An 18,075-nucleotide genomic window follows, 5' to 3' on the forward strand; every position below is an offset into this window, starting at 1 on the left:
GAGGGAAATATGGCAGTTTTAGAAATAATAAAGCATCCAAATGAAGTGTTAGAAACACCATGCGAAAGAGTAATTAACTTTGATAAAAAGTTAGTGAAATTGTTGAAAGATATGCATGAAACAATGTTAATTGCGGACGGAGTCGGTTTAGCTGCGCCTCAAGTAGGTGTAAGCTTGCAAGTAGCGGTTGTTGATGTCGATGATGATACTGGGAAAATCGAGTTAATCAATCCATCAATATTAGAAAAACGTGGTGAACAAGTAGGTCCCGAAGGCTGTTTAAGCTTCCCGGGACTTTATGGTGAAGTAGAACGTGCCGATTATATTAAAGTAAGAGCGCAAAATCGCCGTGGGAAAGTATTTTTATTAGAAGCGGAAGGATTTTTAGCGCGTGCAATTCAACATGAAATCGATCATTTACACGGTGTTTTATTTACATCGAAAGTGACAAGATATTATGAAGAAAACGAACTAGAATAGGTGTTAAAAGGAGCGGTTTTTAAATGATAAAAGTAGTGTTTATGGGAACACCGGACTTTTCAGTGCCGGTGCTTCGTCGTCTTATTGAAGATGGCTATGAGGTAGTAGGTGTTGTGACGCAACCTGATCGTCCAGTAGGTAGAAAAAAAGTATTAACACCTACACCTGTTAAAGTTGAAGCGGAAAAACATGGTATCCCTGTGTTACAGCCGTTAAAAATTCGTGAAAAAGATGAATATGAAAAAGTATTGGCATTAGAGCCAGATTTAATTGTAACAGCTGCATTTGGTCAGATTGTACCAAATGAAATTTTAGAAGCACCGAAGTATGGATGTATTAATGTCCACGCTTCTTTACTTCCTGAACTTCGTGGTGGTGCACCAATTCATTATGCAATTATGGAAGGTAAAGAAAAAACTGGTATTACAATTATGTATATGGTAGAAAAATTGGATGCTGGTGATATCTTAACGCAAGTGGAAGTGGAAATTGAAGAGCGTGAAACGACAGGCTCATTATTTGATAAATTAAGTGAAGCTGGAGCACACCTTCTATCTAAAACAGTACCTTTATTAATTCAAGGTAAGTTAGAACCGATTAAACAAAACGAAGAAGAAGTAACGTTTGCTTACAATATAAAACGTGAACAAGAGAAAATTGATTGGACAAAAACAGGTGAGGAAGTATACAATCACATTCGCGGATTGAATCCATGGCCAGTTGCTTATACAACTTTAGCAGGACAAGTTGTTAAAGTATGGTGGGGAGAAAAAGTGCCTGTAACTGAACCGGCTGAAGCAGGTACGATTGTTGCAATCGAAGAAGATGGTTTTGTTGTAGCAACTAGTAATGAAACAGGTGTTAAAATTACTGAATTGCAACCTTCTGGTAAAAAGCGTATGAGTTGTTCACAATTTTTACGTGGAACAAAACCTGAAATTGGAACGAAGTTAGGAGAAAATGCATGAGACAAAATGTTCGTGAATTAGCTCTTGATGGTTTAATTCAAGTGGAAAAAAGTGGTGCATATAGCAACTTACTTTTAAATAATCTAATTGAAAAAAGTGCAATTGATAGAAAAGATATTGGTTTATTAACTGAAATTGTATATGGAACGATTCAACGTCGTGACACATTAGATTATTATTTACAGCCTTTTTTAAAAAAGAAGGTTGAGGCGTGGGTAAGGGTATTGCTTCGCTTATCTTTATATCAAATGATTTATTTAGACCGAGTGCCAGAAAGAGCGGCTATTCATGAAGCGGTTGAGATTGCAAAGCGTCGCGGGCATAAAGGAATTGCTGGTATGGTGAACGGTGTATTACGTTCGATTCAGAGAGAAGGTGTACCTTCTGTAGATGAAATCAAGGATCCAGTAGAACGTCTTGCAATTGCGACGAGTCATCCAGTTTGGCTTGTACAAGAGTGGACTTCTGCATATGGCTTAGAAACTGCAGAGAAAATGTGCGAAGTAAACATGTTACCACCTGTACCAACAGCACGTGTGAATGTTGATAAGGTAACGGTAGAAGAAGCGATTGAGTTGTTGGCAAGTGAAGGTATAGAAGCAAAACGGGGTGACTTGTCAGATGATGCAATTCAGATTGAAAGAGGAAATGTAGCGCATACAGAAGCGTTTAAAAAAGGATTTCTTTCTATTCAAGATGAAAGTTCTATGCTTGTAGCACGCGCTTTAGAACCGAATACGGGAGATGCAGTTCTTGATAGTTGTGCTGCTCCAGGCGGAAAAACAACGCATATCGCGGAACGATTAAAGGGAACTGGTAAGGTCATGTCCCTTGATTTACATGCACACAAAGTACGTTTAATTAAACAGCAAGCAGAGCGACTTGGTCTAGAAAATGTCGAAACAAAAGCGCTAGATGCTAGAAAAGTGCAAGAGCACTTTGCAAATGAAACGTTTGATAAAATATTGGTAGATGCACCGTGTTCTGGATTTGGTGTAATTAGACGTAAGCCTGATATTAAGTTAGGAAAAGATAAAGGCGATAGTGAAAGATTATCGACGATTCAACTTGCGATACTAGAAAAAATAGCACCATTATTAAAACAAGGCGGTCGTCTTGTTTATAGTACGTGCACAATTGAGAAAATAGAAAATGAACAAGTAATAGATAAATTTTTAAAAGAACATCCTGAATTTGAATGGGATACTACGATAAAAGAACGTATGCCAGAAAAATTAAGTCCGTATATTAATGAAGGTCAAGTACAAATTTTACCGCATTATTTTGCAACGGATGGCTTTTATATTGCTTGTTTAAGGAAGAAGGTGTAGCATCATGGAAACAACTGTAAGAAAACAAAAGAAAAATGTAGAAACGAAGAAACCATCAATTTACTCTTTACAACTTCATGAAATGCAAGATTGGTTAAAGGAACAAGGAGAACCGAAGTTCCGCGCTGGACAAATTTTTGACTGGCTATATAAAAAACGTGTAAAAAATTATGAGGATATGTCAAACCTTTCTAAAGGATTGCGTGATAAATTGTCGAATTCCTTTGATATTACTACTTTAAACACGTTAGTAAAACAAACGTCTTCAGATGGAACGATTAAATTCTTATTCCAATTATATGACGGATATTCTATTGAAACGGTATTAATGCGACATGAATATGGAAATTCCATTTGTGTAACAACGCAAGTTGGTTGTCGTATTGGATGTACGTTCTGTGCTTCGACACTTGGTGGACTAAAACGAAACCTAGAAGCTGGAGAAATCGTAGCGCAAGTAGTAGAAGTTCAGCGTGCGCTTGATGAAACAGAAGAACGTGTAAGTTCTCTTGTTGTTATGGGAATTGGAGAACCATTTGATAACTACGATAATTTAATGGGATTCTTACGCATCACTAACCATGAAAAAGGACTTCATATTGGTGCTAGACATATGACTGTTTCGACGAGTGGAATTATCCCGAAAATTTATAAGTTTGCTGAAGAAGAACTACAAATTAATTTTGCGATTTCATTGCATGCTCCAAACTCAGAATTACGTTCAAAATTAATGCCGATTAACCGTGCTTATAAATTACCGGATTTAATGGAAGCTATTAAATACTATGTAAATAGAACAGGGCGCCGTATTACTTTTGAATATGGATTATTTGGAGGAGAAAATGACCAAGTTGAGCACGCTGAAGAGCTTGCTGCGCTCTTAAAAGGTGTAAAATGTCATGTAAACTTAATCCCGGTAAACTACGTACCTGAACGTGATTATGTACGTACACCACGTGAGCAAATTTTCTTGTTCGAGAAAACGTTAAAAGATCGTGGAGTGAATGTAACGATTCGCCGTGAACAAGGTCATGATATTGACGCAGCCTGCGGTCAGTTGCGTGCGAAGGAGCGCAAAGAAGAGACGAGGTGACGAGATGAAAGCCGTATTTCTATCGGATAAAGGAAAAGTTCGTCAACATAATGAAGATAGTGCAGGAGTTTTTCACAATTTAGATGGAAATGTTTTAGCGGTAGTAGCAGATGGAATGGGAGGTCATCGAGCTGGTGATGTAGCTAGCTCGATGGCCATTCAATTATTCCATGATTATTGGAAGCAAACGCATAATATGAATGAACCGAAAAAAGTAGAACAATGGTTACATACTAGTGTTGGGATTATTAATGAGCGCATATATGAATACGCTCAACAAAATGTAGAATGTAATGGTATGGGAACAACGCTTATAATAGCTGTTTGTACACCAAGTTTTGTGACGATAGGGCATATAGGAGATAGTCGTTGCTATATGGTATCAGAAGGAGAAATGACGCTTGTAACGGAAGATCATTCGCTTGTAAATGAGCTTGTGAGACATGGTGAAATTTCAAAGGAAGATGCAGAGTATCATCCGAAAAAGAATGTGTTATTAAGAGCGTTAGGAACAGAAGAAAAAGTTGGATTAGATGTTAAAACGTTGGTGCTTGAGGAAGATGATCAATTACTTCTTTGCTCTGATGGGTTATCAAACAAAGTTTCTATTGATGATATGCAACAAATTTTACAGTTAAATGAACAGCTTGAAGGTAAAGGGCAGCGTCTCATTCAATTGGCGAATGATCGCGGTGGAGAAGATAATATCACACTTGTTCTTATTGATTATGCGGGTTCGACAAACGAAAGTAGGTGAAGTGCAACGTGCTGATTGGAAAACGCTTAAATGACCGTTATAAGCTGCTGAAAATGATTGGTGGTGGCGGAATGGCCAATGTATATTTAGCTCATGATGATATACTTGGCCGAGATGTAGCGGTAAAAATATTAAGACTCGACTACTCAAATAACGAAGAGTTTATTAAACGTTTCCATCGAGAAGCGCAGTCTGTTACAACGTTGTCGCATCCAAATATTGTGAATATGTATGATGTCGGAGAAGAAGATGGTATATATTATCTTGTCATGGAATATGTACCCGGGCAAACATTGAAGCAATACATAATTGAGCGAGGTATGTTACCTATAGGAGAAGCTCTTGATATTATGGAGCAGTTAACATCCGCCATGGCACACGCCCATCATTTTGAAATTGTGCATCGTGATATAAAGCCGCACAATATTTTAATTCGAGCTGATGGAATAATAAAAGTAACAGATTTTGGAATTGCGACAGCTACAAGTGCAACAACAATTACACATACAAATTCAGTACTGGGTTCAGTCCATTATTTATCACCAGAACAGGCACGTGGCGGGATAGCAAATAAACAATCGGATATTTATTCTCTTGGAATAGTTATGTTTGAATTGTTAACAGGAAGACAACCGTTTTCTGGCGAATCTGCTGTTGCTATAGCTTTAAAACATTTACAAAGTGAAATCCCATCACCAAAAAGATGGAATGAAAATATTCCGCAAAGTGTTGAAAATATTATATTAAAGGCAACTGCAAAAGATCCTTTCCATCGATATCAATCTGCCAATGCTATGAAGCGAGATATTGAAACTGCGCTATATCCAGAGAGGATAAATGAGCAACCATTTTACATACCAGAAGATATGGAAGCGACGAAAGCGATTCCGATTATTCAACAAGAACAATTATTTGAAAATGTAAGTGATGAAACGATTGTTTTAAAAGGGAGTAAAGTGGAAGAACCGATAAGAGCAGAAGCAGCTGAGTTAGATAAGAAGAAAAAACGGAGTAACAAGTGGCTTAAAGTTTTAATTTCAACATTTTTATTTTTAGCAATAGGAATAACATTAGCGCTTACGGTTATTCCAGGATTATTTATTCCGAAAGATGTGAAAGTTCCTGATGTGGCTGGTATGAAATACACGACAGCTGTAAATACGTTAGTAGAAAAGGGCTTTGAGGTGACGGAGCCTAATATTGTATATACAGATGATATTGAAGTTGGGGATGTAATAAAAACGGAACCTGTAGCAGGAAGAGTCGTAAAAGAAAACGCTAAAATTACTATCTATCAATCAGGTGGAAAAAAGAAAAGTAAGATGGCGAATTTCACAGGGCAAAACTTTGAGAGTGTAAAAGCTGAGTTAGAAGAAAAATATAAACAAGTTACAGTAAATTATATTGAAAATGATAAGCCGAAAGGTGAAATTGTAGAGCAAATTCCGACGCCTGATCAAATGGTTATAGAAGCGGAGCAAGAACTGAAAATCTGGGTAAGTAAAGGTCCTTATCAAATTAGACCAGGTGACTTTTCGGGGTGGACTGAAAATAGTGTAACTGGTTATTTGAATGAGAGAAAACTAACGTCAGATATAAAACGAGAGTATTCAGATTCAGTCGAAAAAGGACTTGTAATTTCGCAATTTCCAAAACCAGGTACACCATTAAAAGAGGGAGATAAAGTAACTATTATTATCTCTGATGGTCAAAAGCCTAAAGTGACTAAAACGGTAAAAGTGGACAATATCTCTATCCCATATGAGCCTGCTGTAACAGGTGAAAAAAAGCCGCAAACAATAGAAATTTATAAAGAAGACATGCAGCAAAAAATGGATAGACCGGTTGAAACGAGAACAATTACTGAATCAGCGACTATTTCTTTAGAATTTGTAATTCAAGAAGGTTCAAAGGGACACTATAAAATTGTACGAGATGGAGTAACGATTATTGATAAAGAAGTACCATATCCAACTCAATAATAGTGAAAGTCTACTTATTATTATTATTATTATTATTATTATTATTATTATTGCCTGTTATGCTGTCTACAAAGTGGACGGTATAGCAGGCAAAAATATATGATTCAAAAAGCTAGTAAAGTGATGCAGCTGTAAATATTTTTTTGCATTTAATGGGAAATTTAATGTATATTAGCGAAAGTATATATGGTAGGCTTTGAAATCGTTATTTGGAAAATTTAAATCCATTCATTTTTAAATTCAGCATCACCTTATACAAAAAAAGGAGAATTCTATGCCAGAAGGAAAAATTATAAAAGCTTTAAGTGGGTTTTATTACGTGCAGCATGAAGAAGGGGTTACGCAATGTCGTGGGCGAGGTGTATTTAGAAAAAATAAAATTACACCACTTGTAGGAGACCAAGTTGTTTTTCAGGCAGATAATCCAACTGAAGGTTATGTGCTTGAAGTGTTTGATCGAAAAAATGAACTTGTTAGACCTCCTATTGCTAATGTCGATCAAGCGATCCTTGTGTTCTCTGCAGTAGAACCAGATTTTAATCCTGGACTGTTAGATCGATTTTTAGTGCTGATTGAATATCATAACATTAAGCCAATTATTTGTATTAGCAAGATGGATTTAGTAGATGAAAAGATGAAAGCAACTGTTGAAGCTTATGCGAATGATTATCGTGAGATGGGTTATGATGTTTTATTTACTTCTATTAATACGTCAGAAAGTATTGATATATTAAAACCATACTTAGAAAATTGTGTTTCTGTCGTTGCGGGTCAATCTGGTGTTGGGAAATCTTCAATGCTTAATGTGCTACGTCCAGAATTAGAGCTGAAAACAAATGATATTTCCTCCCATTTAGGACGCGGGAAGCATACGACAAGACACGTAGAATTAATTGCAATTGGGAGTGGACTAGTAGCAGATACACCGGGTTTTAGTTCACTAGATTTCATTGATATAGAAGTAGAAGATCTTACATATTGTTTTCCAGAGTTGAAAGAAGCGAGCCAATACTGTAAATTTAGAGGGTGTACACATCTTTCTGAACCGAAATGTGCTGTGAAAGCTGCGGTTGAAGAAGGGAAGATTACAGAATATCGCTATAAGAACTATAAACAATTCGTAGAAGAAATTAGAGAGAGAAAGCCGAGGTATTAGTTATGATTAAAATTGCACCATCGATTTTATCAGCAGATTTTTCAAAATTAGGGGAAGAGATTAAAGATGTAGAAAAGGGCGGAGCGGATTACATTCACGTTGACGTAATGGATGGACACTTCGTACCAAATATTACGATTGGACCATTAATTGTAGAAGCAATCCGTCCAATTACATCATTACCATTAGATGTACATTTAATGATTGAAAATCCTGATAACTATATCCCGACTTTCGCACAAGCGGGAGCGGATATTATTACTGTTCACGTAGAGGCGTGTCCACATCTGCATCGTACAATTCAGTTAATTAAATCTCACGGTATTAAAGCGGGCGTTGTATTAAATCCACATACGCCAGTTTCAGTGATTGAGCATGTATTAGAAGATATAGATATGGTATTACTTATGACAGTAAACCCTGGATTTGGTGGACAGAAGTTTATCCATTCTGTATTACCGAAAATTAAACAAGTTGCAGACATGGTGAAAGAGCGCAATCTAGAAGTAGAAATTGAAGTTGATGGTGGTGTAAACGCTGAAACAGCAAGACTTTGTGTGGAAGCAGGAGCAAATGTACTTGTAGCTGGATCAGCAGTATACAATCAAAAAGACCGCGGTGAAGCAATTCGCGTAATTCGTGGGTAGTGATGAACTTTTATCCTAGTAAGGTATTCATAGGATAGGGTAAAAATATGTAAAAAGGCAATCTACCGAATGGCAGATTGCCTTTTTACAATGGAAGGGGAAGAAAAAATGATTATTCATATTTTGGCAGGAGGACCTTCGGAATATTGCGCAGATTTTGCTCGATATAAGAATGAGGAAGTAGTGTGGGCTGCGGTTGATAGGGGGGTATACCGTCTATTAAAGAAAGGGATTACCCCGGCTGTTGCGTTTGGAGATTACGATTCAGTTACTGAAGAAGAATTAGTATGGATGGGACAGCAAACGAACGAATTACATATTGTTCCGCGGGAAAAAGATCAAACGGATTTAGAAATTGCAATCAACTGGGCATTAGGACAGAAGCCGGCACTAATTCGTATTTTTGGTGCTACCGGTGGAAGACTTGATCACGGTTTGGCAAATATACAAATGCTTTTAAAAGGGTTAGAAGTAGAGATAGAAATGTGTATTGTGGACAATAAAAATGAAATAACAATTAAAAAAGTGGGTACACATATAATTGAAGAAAATAAAAATTTTCCTTATGTATCTTTTGTACCAGTTACTGAAATAGTGGAAGGGATTACATTGTTTGGTTTTAAGTACCCTCTTACTAATAAAACAATAGAGTGGGGATCAACACTTTGTATTAGTAACGAACTCGTTGAGGAAAAAGGTACTTTTTCATTTACTTCTGGCATATTAATGTTGATAAGAAGCACTGATTGAAGAAACAATTTTGCTCCTTACATCATATAGTGACCAAGTGGAGTAATGGGGATTAGGAGGGAAACCATGAGATTTTATACAATTAAGTTACCTAAATTTCTTGGTGGAATTGTTCGTGCAATGTTAAATACCTTCAAAAAAGATTAAAAAAAGCACCTATCACCGGTGCTTTTTCCATTGTTATAGTAAAAAAAGAGCCTATCGGCTCTTTTTTTTATTATTAAACACGTTCAATTTTGCCAGATTTTAATGCTCTAGCAGAAACGTAAACACGTTGAACTTTTCCGTCGATGCGTACGCGAACTTTTTGAAGGTTAGCGCCCCACTTACGTTTTGTAGCGTTCATTGCGTGAGAACGAGAGTTACCAGAACGAGCTTTTCTTCCAGTAATAGCACAAACACGAGCCATTTATATTTCCCTCCCTTGATACCTTACCATACGTAATTTTTCAATGTTAGTCTTTTATGCGATGCTAAAAACACTACTATAATTTAACACAACTAAAAAGAGAATGCAACACCGTAGAAAAAAGAAATCAAGAAAATTTACTTGACACTATATGTCAATGAAGAAAAGTTAAAATCCATAAAAATTGCTTGACATATTATAGTGGTACATGTTGTATAATAACAATGGACTATTTTGCTCATCATAAAAAAGTGTAATTTAAAACATAAAATATGAGAGTGAAAAGAAAGAACGATGGAATTTTCTTTAAAAAGATTATATGATAGTAACTAAAGTAGTCTAGCTCACTTTCACCATTTATGAAGGGGGAAACGAGATGTCAATTGAAATTAAAACGAAGTACGGTCAAATTGATATTAGTACAGATGTAATTGCAACAATTGCTGGAGGTGCCGCGGTAGATTGCTACGGTATCGTAGGTATGGCATCAAAAAATCAGTTAAAAGATGGATTAACAGACATTTTACGAAAAGAAAACTTCACTAGAGGTGTTATTGTTCGTAAAGATGAAGATGAAGTACATATTGATATGTATATTATTGTGAGCTATGGTACGAAAATTTCAGAAGTGGCACATAATGTGCAGACGAAAGTGAAATATACATTAGATCAAACTGTAGGACTAGCAGTAGATTCTGTAAACATCTACGTACAAGGAGTTAAAGTAATAAACTTGTAATGTGCATTAAGGAGGAAAATCTGTGTCAATTCAAAAAATTGATGGAAAACGTTTATCACAAATGATCATGCAAGGAGCGAATAATTTAACAAATAATGTTCAGCTTGTTGATGCATTAAACGTATTTCCAGTTCCAGATGGCGATACCGGTACAAACATGAACTTATCTATGACTTCAGGTGCGCGTGAAGTGAAAGCAAATCCTTCACAGCATGCTGGTAAAGTCGGCGTAAGTTTAGCCAAAGGATTATTAATGGGAGCTCGTGGTAACTCTGGAGTTATTCTATCTCAGTTGTTCCGTGGTTTCTCTAAATCCATTGAACAAAAAGAAGAATTAACAACAGTTGATTTTGCTGCAGCACTAGAAGCTGGAGTAGAGGCGGCTTATAAAGCGGTTATGAAACCGATTGAAGGAACGATTTTAACGGTTGCAAGAGAAACGGGTAAATATGCAGTAACAGTTGCGAAAAAACAGCGCGACTTTGTTTTGTTTATGGAAGACGTTGTGAAAGAAGCAAACGCATCGTTAAATCGTACGCCAGATTTATTACCTGTATTAAAACAAGTTGGCGTTGTAGATAGCGGTGGTAAAGGTCTTGTAGTGGTATACGAAGGATTTTTAGCTGACTTAAAAGGAGAAACGATTTCTTCTGATGCACCGACGCAAACATCTATGAATGAGATGGTACGCGCAGAACATCACCGTAGTGTACAAAGCCAATTGAGTACAGAAGATATTAAGTATGGATATTGTACGGAGTTCATGGTGAAATTAGAGGCTGAAAAGGTGAAAGAGCATAATTTCTCTGAACAAAAATTCCGTGAAGATATTAGTGTATATGGTGATTCTCTACTAGTTGTGTCTGATGATGAAATTGTAAAAGTTCATATCCACGCAGAACATCCTGGAGACGCTATGAACTACGGGCAAAAATACGGTAGTTTAATTAAGATTAAAGTAGAAAATATGCGTGAACAGCATACTGCTTTATTAGATGAACCTGCTATGGTTCCTGAACAACCAGCTCAATCGAAAGAAAAACAACCATATGGTATCGTAACTGTGGCAATGGGGTCTGGTATTAAAACTTTATTTGAGAGCATCGGCGCAACGAAAGTTATCGAAGGTGGTCAAACGATGAATCCAAGTACGGAGGATATCGTGAAGGCAATTGAAGAAGCAAATGCTGAAAAAATCATTATTTTACCGAATAACGGAAATATTGTAATGGCAGCAGAACAAGCGGCATCAGTTGTAGATCAAGAAGTTATTGTTGTTCGTTCGAAAACAGTTCCTCAAGGTATGGCAGCAATGTTAGCATTTAACCCAGTTGGAACGTTAGAAGAGAATGAAGAAAACATGCAAGAAGCTTTATCTCATGTGAAAACAGGTCAAATTACGTATGCTGTACGTGATACGGAAATTGATGGTGTAGCAATTCAAAAAGATGACTTCATGTGTATTGCAGATGGAAAAATTGTATCTACAAATGCTGAAAAAGTAGGAGCTGCAAAGCAATTACTAGAAGCGCTTATTGATGAAGATTCTGAAATCGTAACGATTCTACAAGGTGAAGATGCAACTGACGAAGAAGTAGCGGAGTTAGTTGAATTTGTAGAAGAGAAATTTGAAGATGCAGAAGTAGAAGTGCATGCTGGAAACCAACCAGTGTATTCTTTCATCTTCTCTGTAGAATAAGATAAGATTCGTTTTGAAAATAAATGGATTACTTACTTGCTAATGGATAAGAAGTAGTAATATGAAGTTTATTACTAGTTTTTATTCAAAAGGCTAGCATATTGAAGAGAGAAAAGAGCCTTGCTGCTAATAGTGAGGCTCTTTTTTACTTGTTTTATATAAGGGATTTGAGTAGTTTCTCTTAGAATGCCTATGATAGAATATATAAGGTGAAAGAGAGCGATTACAGATGCTAATTGGTACTCAAATAAAATGCAATAAAGAAAATAATGTGACGGGGTGTGAGAATCTTGAATGATGTTGTACAAGTTCCTGTTACGGATGTAAAGGGGATCGGAGGAGAAACATCTGAGTTACTACATGAGATGGGGATTTATACAGTTTCTCATCTATTAGAACATTTTCCGTACCGTTATGAAGATTATGCGATGAAAGATCTTGCTGAAGTAAAGCATGATGAACGTGTAACGGTTGAAGGGAAGGTTCATAGTGCTCCTTTGTTGCAATATTATGGTAAGAAGAAATCGCGTCTAACAGTTCGTGTTCTCGTCGGTCGTTATTTAATTACGGCGGTATGTTTTAATAGGCCTTACTATAAGCAAAAATTAACGTTAGATGAAACGGTAACGATTACTGGTAAATGGGATCAACATCGTCAAACAATTGCTGTATCAGAACTTCATTTTGGGCCAGTTGTACGTCAACAAGAAGTGGAGCCTGTTTACTCAGTAAAGGGGAAACTTACAGTAAAACAGATGCGTCGTTTTATTGCTCAAGCGTTAAAGGAATATGGAGATTCTATAGTCGAAGTGTTACCAGATGGTTTGTTAGGCCGGTATAAATTATTACCAAGATATGAAGCACTTAAGGCTTTGCATTTTCCGGTAGGACAGGAGGATTTAAAGCAAGCGCGTCGCCGTTTTGTATATGAGGAATTTTTCTTATTTCAGCTGAAAATGCAAACACTGAGGAAAATGGAGAGGGAAAATTCAAAAGGGACGAAGAAAGAGATTCCGTCAGTAGAATTACAAGAATTTATCGATGCATTGCCGTTCCCGTTAACTGGTGCGCAGCGCCGAGTTGTAGATGAAATTTTAAAAGATATGACATCTCCTTATCGGATGAACCGACTATTACAAGGTGACGTTGGTTCTGGGAAAACAGTTGTTGCTGCGATTGGCCTTTATGCATCGAAATTAGCTCATTATCAAGGTGCTTTAATGGTTCCTACAGAAATTTTAGCTGAGCAACATTATCAGTCGCTTGCTGAAACGTTTTCGCATTTTGGTATGAAGGTGGAACTGCTAACAAGTTCTGTTAAAGGTGCAAGACGCCGAGAAATTTTAGCGAAGTTAGAGCAAGGAGAAATAGATATTCTTGTTGGAACGCACGCTTTAATTCAAGATGAAGTTATATTTCATAGGTTGGGTCTCGTTATTACAGATGAACAGCATCGATTTGGTGTAGCGCAGCGCCGAGTTTTACGTGAGAAAGGTGAAAGTCCAGATGTATTATTTATGACAGCGACACCAATTCCGCGTACGCTTGCAATTACTGCATTTGGAGAGATGGATGTTTCGATAATCGATGAGATGCCAGCAGGTAGAAAGGTGATTGAAACATACTGGGCAAAACATGATATGTTAGATCGCGTCCTCGGTTTTGTTGAGAAGGAAATAAAAAAAGGAAGACAGGCATACGTTATTTGTCCTCTAATTGAAGAATCTGAGAAACTTGATGTGCAAAATGCTATCGACTTACATAGTATGCTGACGCATCATTACCAAGGGAAATGCCAAGTTGGATTGATGCATGGGAGATTATCGTCTCAGGAAAAAGAAGAGATAATGGGCCAGTTTAGTGAAAATAAAGTGCAAATTCTTGTATCGACAACAGTTGTTGAGGTGGGTGTGAACGTACCGAATGCGACTGTGATGGTTATTTATGATGCAGAACGTTTCGGTTTATCGCAGCTTCATCAGCTTAGAGGGCGTGTCGGGCGTGGTAGTGAACAATCATATTGTTTATTAATAGCAGACCCTAAATCAGAAACAGGAAAAGAAAGAATGCGCATAATGACTGAAACAAATGATGGATTTGTATTGTCAGAAAAAGATTTAGAATTACGAGGTCCTGGAGATTTCTTTGGGAGTAAGCAAAGTGGCTTACCAGAATTTAAGGTTGCTGACATGGTACACGATTATCGAGCGTTAGAAACAGCAAGGCAAGATGCGGCGATACTAGTAGATTCAGAAGCATTTTGGCACAATGATCAGTACGCTGCCTTGCGTACGTATCTTGATGGGACAGGTGTGTTCCAAGGAGAGAAGCTCGATTAAAGGGAGTCAACAAAAATTTTTGTTGCATTCTACTTTTAATGATTATATACTACTGTTAGTACCTAGTCATAAAAATGGATGGTGCGGTATGAAGAAAAGAAGAAGTAAAAAAGAAAGACAAGAATTATTACAACAAACAATCGAATCAAATCCTTTTATTACGGATGAAGATTTAGCGGAAAAATTTCAAGTGAGTATACAAACAGTACGACTGGATCGTATGGAATTGTCTATTCCTGAATTAAGAGAGAGAATTAAACATGTAGCTACAAAGCAACATGAAGAAGATGTGAAATCTTTACCGTTAGAAGAGGTTGTCGGAGAAATTATTGATATTGAATTAGATAGACATGCAATCTCTATCTTTGAGGTAAAGGTAGAACATGTATTTAAAAGAAATCAAATTGCCCGTGGGCATCATCTGTTTGCGCAAGCAAACTCACTAGCTGTTGCGGTTATTGATGAAGAATTAGCTTTAACTGCAAAGTCTACCATTCGATACATTCGCCCTGTAAAATTAGGAGAGCGTGTTGTTGCAAAAGCGCGCGTTGAAGATGTAGAGAATGATAAGGGACGGACGGTTGTCAAAGTGCGTAGCTTCGTTGGAGAAGAACTTGTTTTTACAGGCACTTTTGAAATGTATCGATCTAGTAATTATAGTGAGGAAGGTAACAACTTATGAAAATCGCAATAGATGCAATGGGCGGAGATCACGCTCCAAAGGCTGTAGTATTAGGGGCAATGAAAGCTATTAAGGAATATTCTGATTTACATATTACGTTAGTAGGGAAAGAAGAGGAAATTCGTCAATACTTAACGAGTGATGAACGAATTACTATTCTTCATACAGACGAAAAAATAGAATCAACGGAGGAACCAGTAAGAGCGGTTCGTCGAAAAAAACAAGCTTCAATGGTGCTTGCGGCACAACAAGTAAAGGATGGAGAAGCAGACGCTTGTATATCCGCAGGTAGTACAGGAGCTTTAATGGCAGCTGGATTATTTGTAGTCGGTCGTATGGAAGGGATTGAGCGACCAGCTTTATCGCCTACAATGCCAACTGTAGATGGAAAAGGTTTTGTTATGTTAGATGTTGGAGCTAATGTTGATGCAAAACCAATTCATTTATATCAATATGCAGTAATGGGATCTGTTTATGCTGAGAAGGTAAGAGGAATTGAAAATCCTCGCGTTGGACTATTAAACGTTGGAACAGAGGATGGAAAAGGAAACGAGCTTTCAAAGCAAGTATTTGCAATGCTTAAAGATGCGCCAATTAATTTCGTTGGGAACGTTGAATCAAGAGATTTATTGCAAGGTGTAGCAGATGTTGTTGTATGTGATGGTTTTACAGGGAATGTAGCGTTGAAATCATTAGAGGGAACAGCACTTGCGCTATTCTCTATGTTGAAAGAACAATTAATGAGTTCATTTACGAGCAAATTAGCAGCGGCGGTATTAAAGCCAAAACTTATGGTATTAAAAGATAAAATGGATTATTCGGAGTATGGAGGAGCTGCATTATTTGGATTGAAAGCACCTGTCATTAAGGCTCACGGTTCTTCTAATGACCAGTCGATATTTAGTGCGATTCGTCAAACGAGAGAAATGGTAGCGAAAGAAGTAATTCCTACGATTTCAAGCGTAATGGAGAAAGAGTCACTCCAATAAGAGGAGGATTTGAAATGGGAAAAATAGCATTTCTTTTTCCGGGCCAAGGTTCACAGGCAGTTGGAATGGGTAAACAATTAGCAGAGAATAATAAAGAGGTTGCAAAAGTGTTTGCAAAAGCAGATGAGGTGTTGGAAGATTCACTTTCAGAAGTGATTTTTGAAGGACCGCAGGAAAAGCTTACATTAACAACAAATGCGCAGCCTGCATTATTAACAACGAGTTTTGCTATTTTGACAGCTTTGAAAGAGTATGACATTACACCTGACTTTGTCGCTGGTCATAGTTTAGGTGAATATAGCGCTCTTGTAGCAGCTGGTGCATTAACTTTTGAAGATGCTGTATATGCTGTAAGGAAACGTGGCGAATATATGGAAGAAGCTGTTCCAGGTGGGGAAGGCGCAATGGCAGCTATATTAGGTGCTGATCCACATATGCTGAAACAAGTTACAGAAGAAGTAACAAGTGAAGGATATGCAGTGCAAATCGCTAATATGAATAGTACGAAGCAAATTGTGATTTCTGGAACGAAGCAAGGCGTAGAGGTTGCTTCTCAAAGAGCGAAAGAAAATGGTGCAAAGAGAGCGATTCCACTAAAAGTAAGTGGGCCATTCCATTCTTCACTTATGAAGCCGGCAGCTGAGAAGTTCCAAAGTGTTTTAAATGAAATTACAATTCATGACACGAATATTCCTGTTATTGCAAATGTTACGGCGGAAGTTATTACACGTGGTGCAGATATTCAAGAAAAGTTAATCGAACAGCTTTATTCGCCTGTATTATGGTACCCGTCTATTGAATATATGGTGAACCAGGGAGTAGATACATTTATTGAAATTGGACCTGGAAAAGTACTTGCTGGACTTATGAAGTCAATTGATTCATCAGTAAAAGCATATGCGATATACGATGAAGAGACATTAAAAGATACCATTTCAAATTTGAGAGGAGAAAACTGATGTTAAAAGGGAAGGTAGCATTAGTAACTGGCGCTTCACGTGGAATTGGTCGCGCGATTGCGATCGATTTAGCGAAACAAGGGGCAAATGTAGTAGTAAATTATGCTGGTAATGAACAAAAAGCAAATGAAGTAGTAGATGAAATTAAAAAATTAGGTTCTGATGCGATTGCGGTAAAAGCAGATGTTGCAAATGCTGATGATGTTACAAATATGGTGAAACAAACAGTAGATACATTTGGACAAGTTGATATTCTTGTAAATAATGCTGGTGTAACAAAAGATAATTTATTAATGCGTATGAAAGAAGAAGAATGGGATACAGTTATTAATACAAACTTAAAAGGTGTATTCTTATGTACAAAAGCAGTATCTCGTTATATGATGCGTCAACGTCACGGTAGAATTATAAATATCGCTTCTGTTGTGGGTGTTATAGGAAACCCAGGGCAAGCTAATTATGTTGCTGCTAAAGCGGGTGTTATTGGATTAACAAAAACATCTGCAAAAGAGTTAGCAAGTCGAAATATTACTGTGAATGCAATTGCGCCAGGCTTTATTGCGACTGATATGACTGATGTACTAGATGAGAATATTAAAGCCGAAATGTTAAAAGTTATTCCAGCTGCTCAATTTGGTGAAGCGCAAGATATCGCGAATGCTGTAACGTTTTTTGCTTCTGATCAAAGCAAATATGTTACAGGTCAAACGTTAAATGTTGATGGCGGTATGGTAATGTAATAAAAGAATCGATTTCACCTAGTTTTTTTGGTCAATATTTAATATAATATTTGAGGGGAGGTGAATGGAATGGCAGATGTTTTAGAACGCGTAACAAAAATCATCGTTGATCGTTTAGGAGTAGAAGAGACTGAGGTAGTACCAGCTGCAAGCTTCAAGGAAGATTTAGGAGCAGACTCCCTAGATGTAGTAGAACTTGTAATGCAATTAGAAGATGAATTCGAAATGGAAATTTCTGATGAAGATGCTGAAAAGATTGCTACTGTTGGCGATGCTGTGACTTACATAGAGAGTCATCTATAATGCTTAAGTGAAGTCCCGTTTTTTAGCGGGGCTTTCTGGCTTATATCTGGAG

General features: G+C 37.2%; 19 protein-coding genes. 18 read left to right on the forward strand and 1 reads right to left on the reverse strand.

The genetic code is table 11. The features are described from left to right. Nucleotides 1-9: 9 nt before the first annotated feature. The 10 genes from def (at nucleotide 10) to spoVM (ending at nucleotide 9,311) form a co-directional block, all read left to right on the forward strand. Nucleotides 10-480 (forward strand): peptide deformylase, encoded by a 471-nt coding sequence (def, locus tag H6481_RS02860; RefSeq protein WP_000279455.1) that lies wholly within the window; start codon nucleotides 10-12, stop codon nucleotides 478-480. 23 nt (nucleotides 481-503) lie between these two features. Continuing rightward, entirely contained in the window at nucleotides 504-1,448 is a 945-nt protein-coding gene (gene fmt, locus H6481_RS02865; RefSeq protein WP_000598805.1) for a methionyl-tRNA formyltransferase, read from the forward strand. Further along, entirely contained in the window at nucleotides 1,445-2,779 is a 1,335-nt protein-coding gene (gene rsmB / locus H6481_RS02870) for a 16S rRNA (cytosine(967)-C(5))-methyltransferase RsmB (protein ID WP_001249664.1), read from the forward strand. Before fmt ends, rsmB begins: the two co-directional genes overlap by 4 nt. Before the next feature lie 4 nt (nucleotides 2,780-2,783). After that, nucleotides 2,784-3,872: a 23S rRNA (adenine(2503)-C(2))-methyltransferase RlmN gene (gene rlmN, locus H6481_RS02875; RefSeq protein WP_000450550.1), complete on the forward strand. Its 1,089-nt coding sequence runs from the start codon at nucleotides 2,784-2,786 to the stop codon at nucleotides 3,870-3,872. A gap of 4 nt (nucleotides 3,873-3,876) precedes the next feature. Further along, entirely contained in the window at nucleotides 3,877-4,629 is a 753-nt protein-coding gene (locus H6481_RS02880) for a Stp1/IreP family PP2C-type Ser/Thr phosphatase (protein WP_000648708.1), read from the forward strand. Between the two features lie 8 nt (nucleotides 4,630-4,637). After that, nucleotides 4,638-6,611 carry a Stk1 family PASTA domain-containing Ser/Thr kinase gene (pknB, locus tag H6481_RS02885; protein WP_000904746.1) on the forward strand — a complete coding sequence of 658 codons (1,974 nt, stop codon included), beginning with the start codon at nucleotides 4,638-4,640 and terminating at the stop codon, nucleotides 6,609-6,611. A 274-nt stretch (nucleotides 6,612-6,885) separates the two neighbouring features. After that, the gene (gene rsgA / locus H6481_RS02890; protein WP_001113932.1) at nucleotides 6,886-7,767 is read left to right on the forward strand and encodes a ribosome small subunit-dependent GTPase A; all 882 of its coding nucleotides are present in this window, start codon (nucleotides 6,886-6,888) and stop codon (nucleotides 7,765-7,767) included. Nucleotides 7,768-7,769: 2 nt separating this feature from the next. Next, the gene (gene rpe / locus H6481_RS02895) at nucleotides 7,770-8,414 is read left to right on the forward strand and encodes a ribulose-phosphate 3-epimerase (protein ID WP_000589974.1); all 645 of its coding nucleotides are present in this window, start codon (nucleotides 7,770-7,772) and stop codon (nucleotides 8,412-8,414) included. 69 nt (nucleotides 8,415-8,483) lie between these two features. Next, nucleotides 8,484-9,164 (forward strand): thiamine diphosphokinase, encoded by a 681-nt coding sequence (locus H6481_RS02900; protein ID WP_065485034.1) that lies wholly within the window; start codon nucleotides 8,484-8,486, stop codon nucleotides 9,162-9,164. 66 nt (nucleotides 9,165-9,230) lie between these two features. Next, complete coding sequence (gene spoVM / locus H6481_RS02905) at nucleotides 9,231-9,311, forward strand: stage V sporulation protein SpoVM (protein ID WP_001213599.1); 81 nt, start codon at nucleotides 9,231-9,233, stop codon at nucleotides 9,309-9,311. Between the two features lie 73 nt (nucleotides 9,312-9,384). On the opposite strand, the gene rpmB is transcribed toward spoVM, so the two are convergent. Next, nucleotides 9,385-9,573: a 50S ribosomal protein L28 gene (gene rpmB, locus H6481_RS02910; protein WP_000124776.1), complete on the reverse strand. Its 189-nt coding sequence runs from the start codon at nucleotides 9,571-9,573 to the stop codon at nucleotides 9,385-9,387. 376 nt (nucleotides 9,574-9,949) lie between these two features. Between rpmB and H6481_RS02915 the strand changes: the two genes are divergently transcribed. The 8 genes from H6481_RS02915 (at nucleotide 9,950) to acpP (ending at nucleotide 18,023) form a co-directional block, all read left to right on the forward strand. Next, a complete protein-coding gene (locus tag H6481_RS02915; RefSeq protein WP_000021109.1) occupies nucleotides 9,950-10,312 on the forward strand; it encodes an Asp23/Gls24 family envelope stress response protein in 363 nt (120 codons plus the stop codon). Between the two features lie 22 nt (nucleotides 10,313-10,334). Then, entirely contained in the window at nucleotides 10,335-12,011 is a 1,677-nt protein-coding gene (locus H6481_RS02920) for a DAK2 domain-containing protein (protein ID WP_000027131.1), read from the forward strand. Nucleotides 12,012-12,301: 290 nt separating this feature from the next. Beyond that, nucleotides 12,302-14,350: an ATP-dependent DNA helicase RecG gene (recG, locus tag H6481_RS02925; RefSeq protein ID WP_001000823.1), complete on the forward strand. Its 2,049-nt coding sequence runs from the start codon at nucleotides 12,302-12,304 to the stop codon at nucleotides 14,348-14,350. Between the two features lie 88 nt (nucleotides 14,351-14,438). Beyond that, nucleotides 14,439-15,032 (forward strand): transcription factor FapR, encoded by a 594-nt coding sequence (gene fapR, locus H6481_RS02930; protein WP_000747349.1) that lies wholly within the window; start codon nucleotides 14,439-14,441, stop codon nucleotides 15,030-15,032. Continuing rightward, nucleotides 15,029-16,021: a phosphate acyltransferase PlsX gene (gene plsX, locus H6481_RS02935; protein WP_000684100.1), complete on the forward strand. Its 993-nt coding sequence runs from the start codon at nucleotides 15,029-15,031 to the stop codon at nucleotides 16,019-16,021. The genes fapR and plsX overlap by 4 nt, the downstream gene beginning before the upstream one ends. Nucleotides 16,022-16,035: 14 nt before the next feature. Continuing rightward, the gene (gene fabD / locus H6481_RS02940; protein WP_000515899.1) at nucleotides 16,036-16,980 is read left to right on the forward strand and encodes an ACP S-malonyltransferase; all 945 of its coding nucleotides are present in this window, start codon (nucleotides 16,036-16,038) and stop codon (nucleotides 16,978-16,980) included. Further along, nucleotides 16,980-17,720 carry a 3-oxoacyl-[acyl-carrier-protein] reductase gene (gene fabG, locus H6481_RS02945; RefSeq protein WP_000911769.1) on the forward strand — a complete coding sequence of 247 codons (741 nt, stop codon included), beginning with the start codon at nucleotides 16,980-16,982 and terminating at the stop codon, nucleotides 17,718-17,720. Before fabD ends, fabG begins: the two co-directional genes overlap by 1 nt. A gap of 69 nt (nucleotides 17,721-17,789) precedes the next feature. Next, nucleotides 17,790-18,023: an acyl carrier protein gene (acpP, locus tag H6481_RS02950; protein WP_000786062.1), complete on the forward strand. Its 234-nt coding sequence runs from the start codon at nucleotides 17,790-17,792 to the stop codon at nucleotides 18,021-18,023. Nucleotides 18,024-18,075 lie beyond the last annotated feature (52 nt).

This window comes from Bacillus sp. ME78, from assembly GCF_903970865.1.
Lineage (GTDB): Bacteria > Bacillota > Bacilli > Bacillales > Bacillaceae_G > Bacillus_A > Bacillus_A cereus.

What these genes read in the sequence shown, in the direction of transcription:
- rsgA (WP_001113932.1), top strand. Translation starts at nt 6,886, where the DNA reads ATGCCAGAAGGAAAAATTATAAAAGCTTTAAGTGGGTTTTATTACGTG.
- plsX (WP_000684100.1), top strand. Translation starts at nt 15,029, where the DNA reads ATGAAAATCGCAATAGATGCAATGGGCGGAGATCACGCTCCAAAGGCT.
- H6481_RS02915 (WP_000021109.1), top strand. Translation starts at nt 9,950, where the DNA reads ATGTCAATTGAAATTAAAACGAAGTACGGTCAAATTGATATTAGTACA.
- rpe (WP_000589974.1), top strand. Translation starts at nt 7,770, where the DNA reads ATGATTAAAATTGCACCATCGATTTTATCAGCAGATTTTTCAAAATTA.
- H6481_RS02880 (WP_000648708.1), top strand. Translation starts at nt 3,877, where the DNA reads ATGAAAGCCGTATTTCTATCGGATAAAGGAAAAGTTCGTCAACATAAT.
- fabD (WP_000515899.1), top strand. Translation starts at nt 16,036, where the DNA reads ATGGGAAAAATAGCATTTCTTTTTCCGGGCCAAGGTTCACAGGCAGTT.
- H6481_RS02900 (WP_065485034.1), top strand. Translation starts at nt 8,484, where the DNA reads ATGGCAGATTGCCTTTTTACAATGGAAGGGGAAGAAAAAATGATTATT.
- fabG (WP_000911769.1), top strand. Translation starts at nt 16,980, where the DNA reads ATGTTAAAAGGGAAGGTAGCATTAGTAACTGGCGCTTCACGTGGAATT.
- fapR (WP_000747349.1), top strand. Translation starts at nt 14,439, where the DNA reads ATGAAGAAAAGAAGAAGTAAAAAAGAAAGACAAGAATTATTACAACAA.
- def (WP_000279455.1), top strand. Translation starts at nt 10, where the DNA reads ATGGCAGTTTTAGAAATAATAAAGCATCCAAATGAAGTGTTAGAAACA.
- spoVM (WP_001213599.1), top strand. Translation starts at nt 9,231, where the DNA reads ATGAGATTTTATACAATTAAGTTACCTAAATTTCTTGGTGGAATTGTT.
- fmt (WP_000598805.1), top strand. Translation starts at nt 504, where the DNA reads ATGATAAAAGTAGTGTTTATGGGAACACCGGACTTTTCAGTGCCGGTG.
- rsmB (WP_001249664.1), top strand. Translation starts at nt 1,445, where the DNA reads ATGAGACAAAATGTTCGTGAATTAGCTCTTGATGGTTTAATTCAAGTG.
- rpmB (WP_000124776.1), bottom strand. Translation starts at nt 9,573, where the DNA reads ATGGCTCGTGTTTGTGCTATTACTGGAAGAAAAGCTCGTTCTGGTAAC.
- rlmN (WP_000450550.1), top strand. Translation starts at nt 2,784, where the DNA reads ATGGAAACAACTGTAAGAAAACAAAAGAAAAATGTAGAAACGAAGAAA.
- acpP (WP_000786062.1), top strand. Translation starts at nt 17,790, where the DNA reads ATGGCAGATGTTTTAGAACGCGTAACAAAAATCATCGTTGATCGTTTA.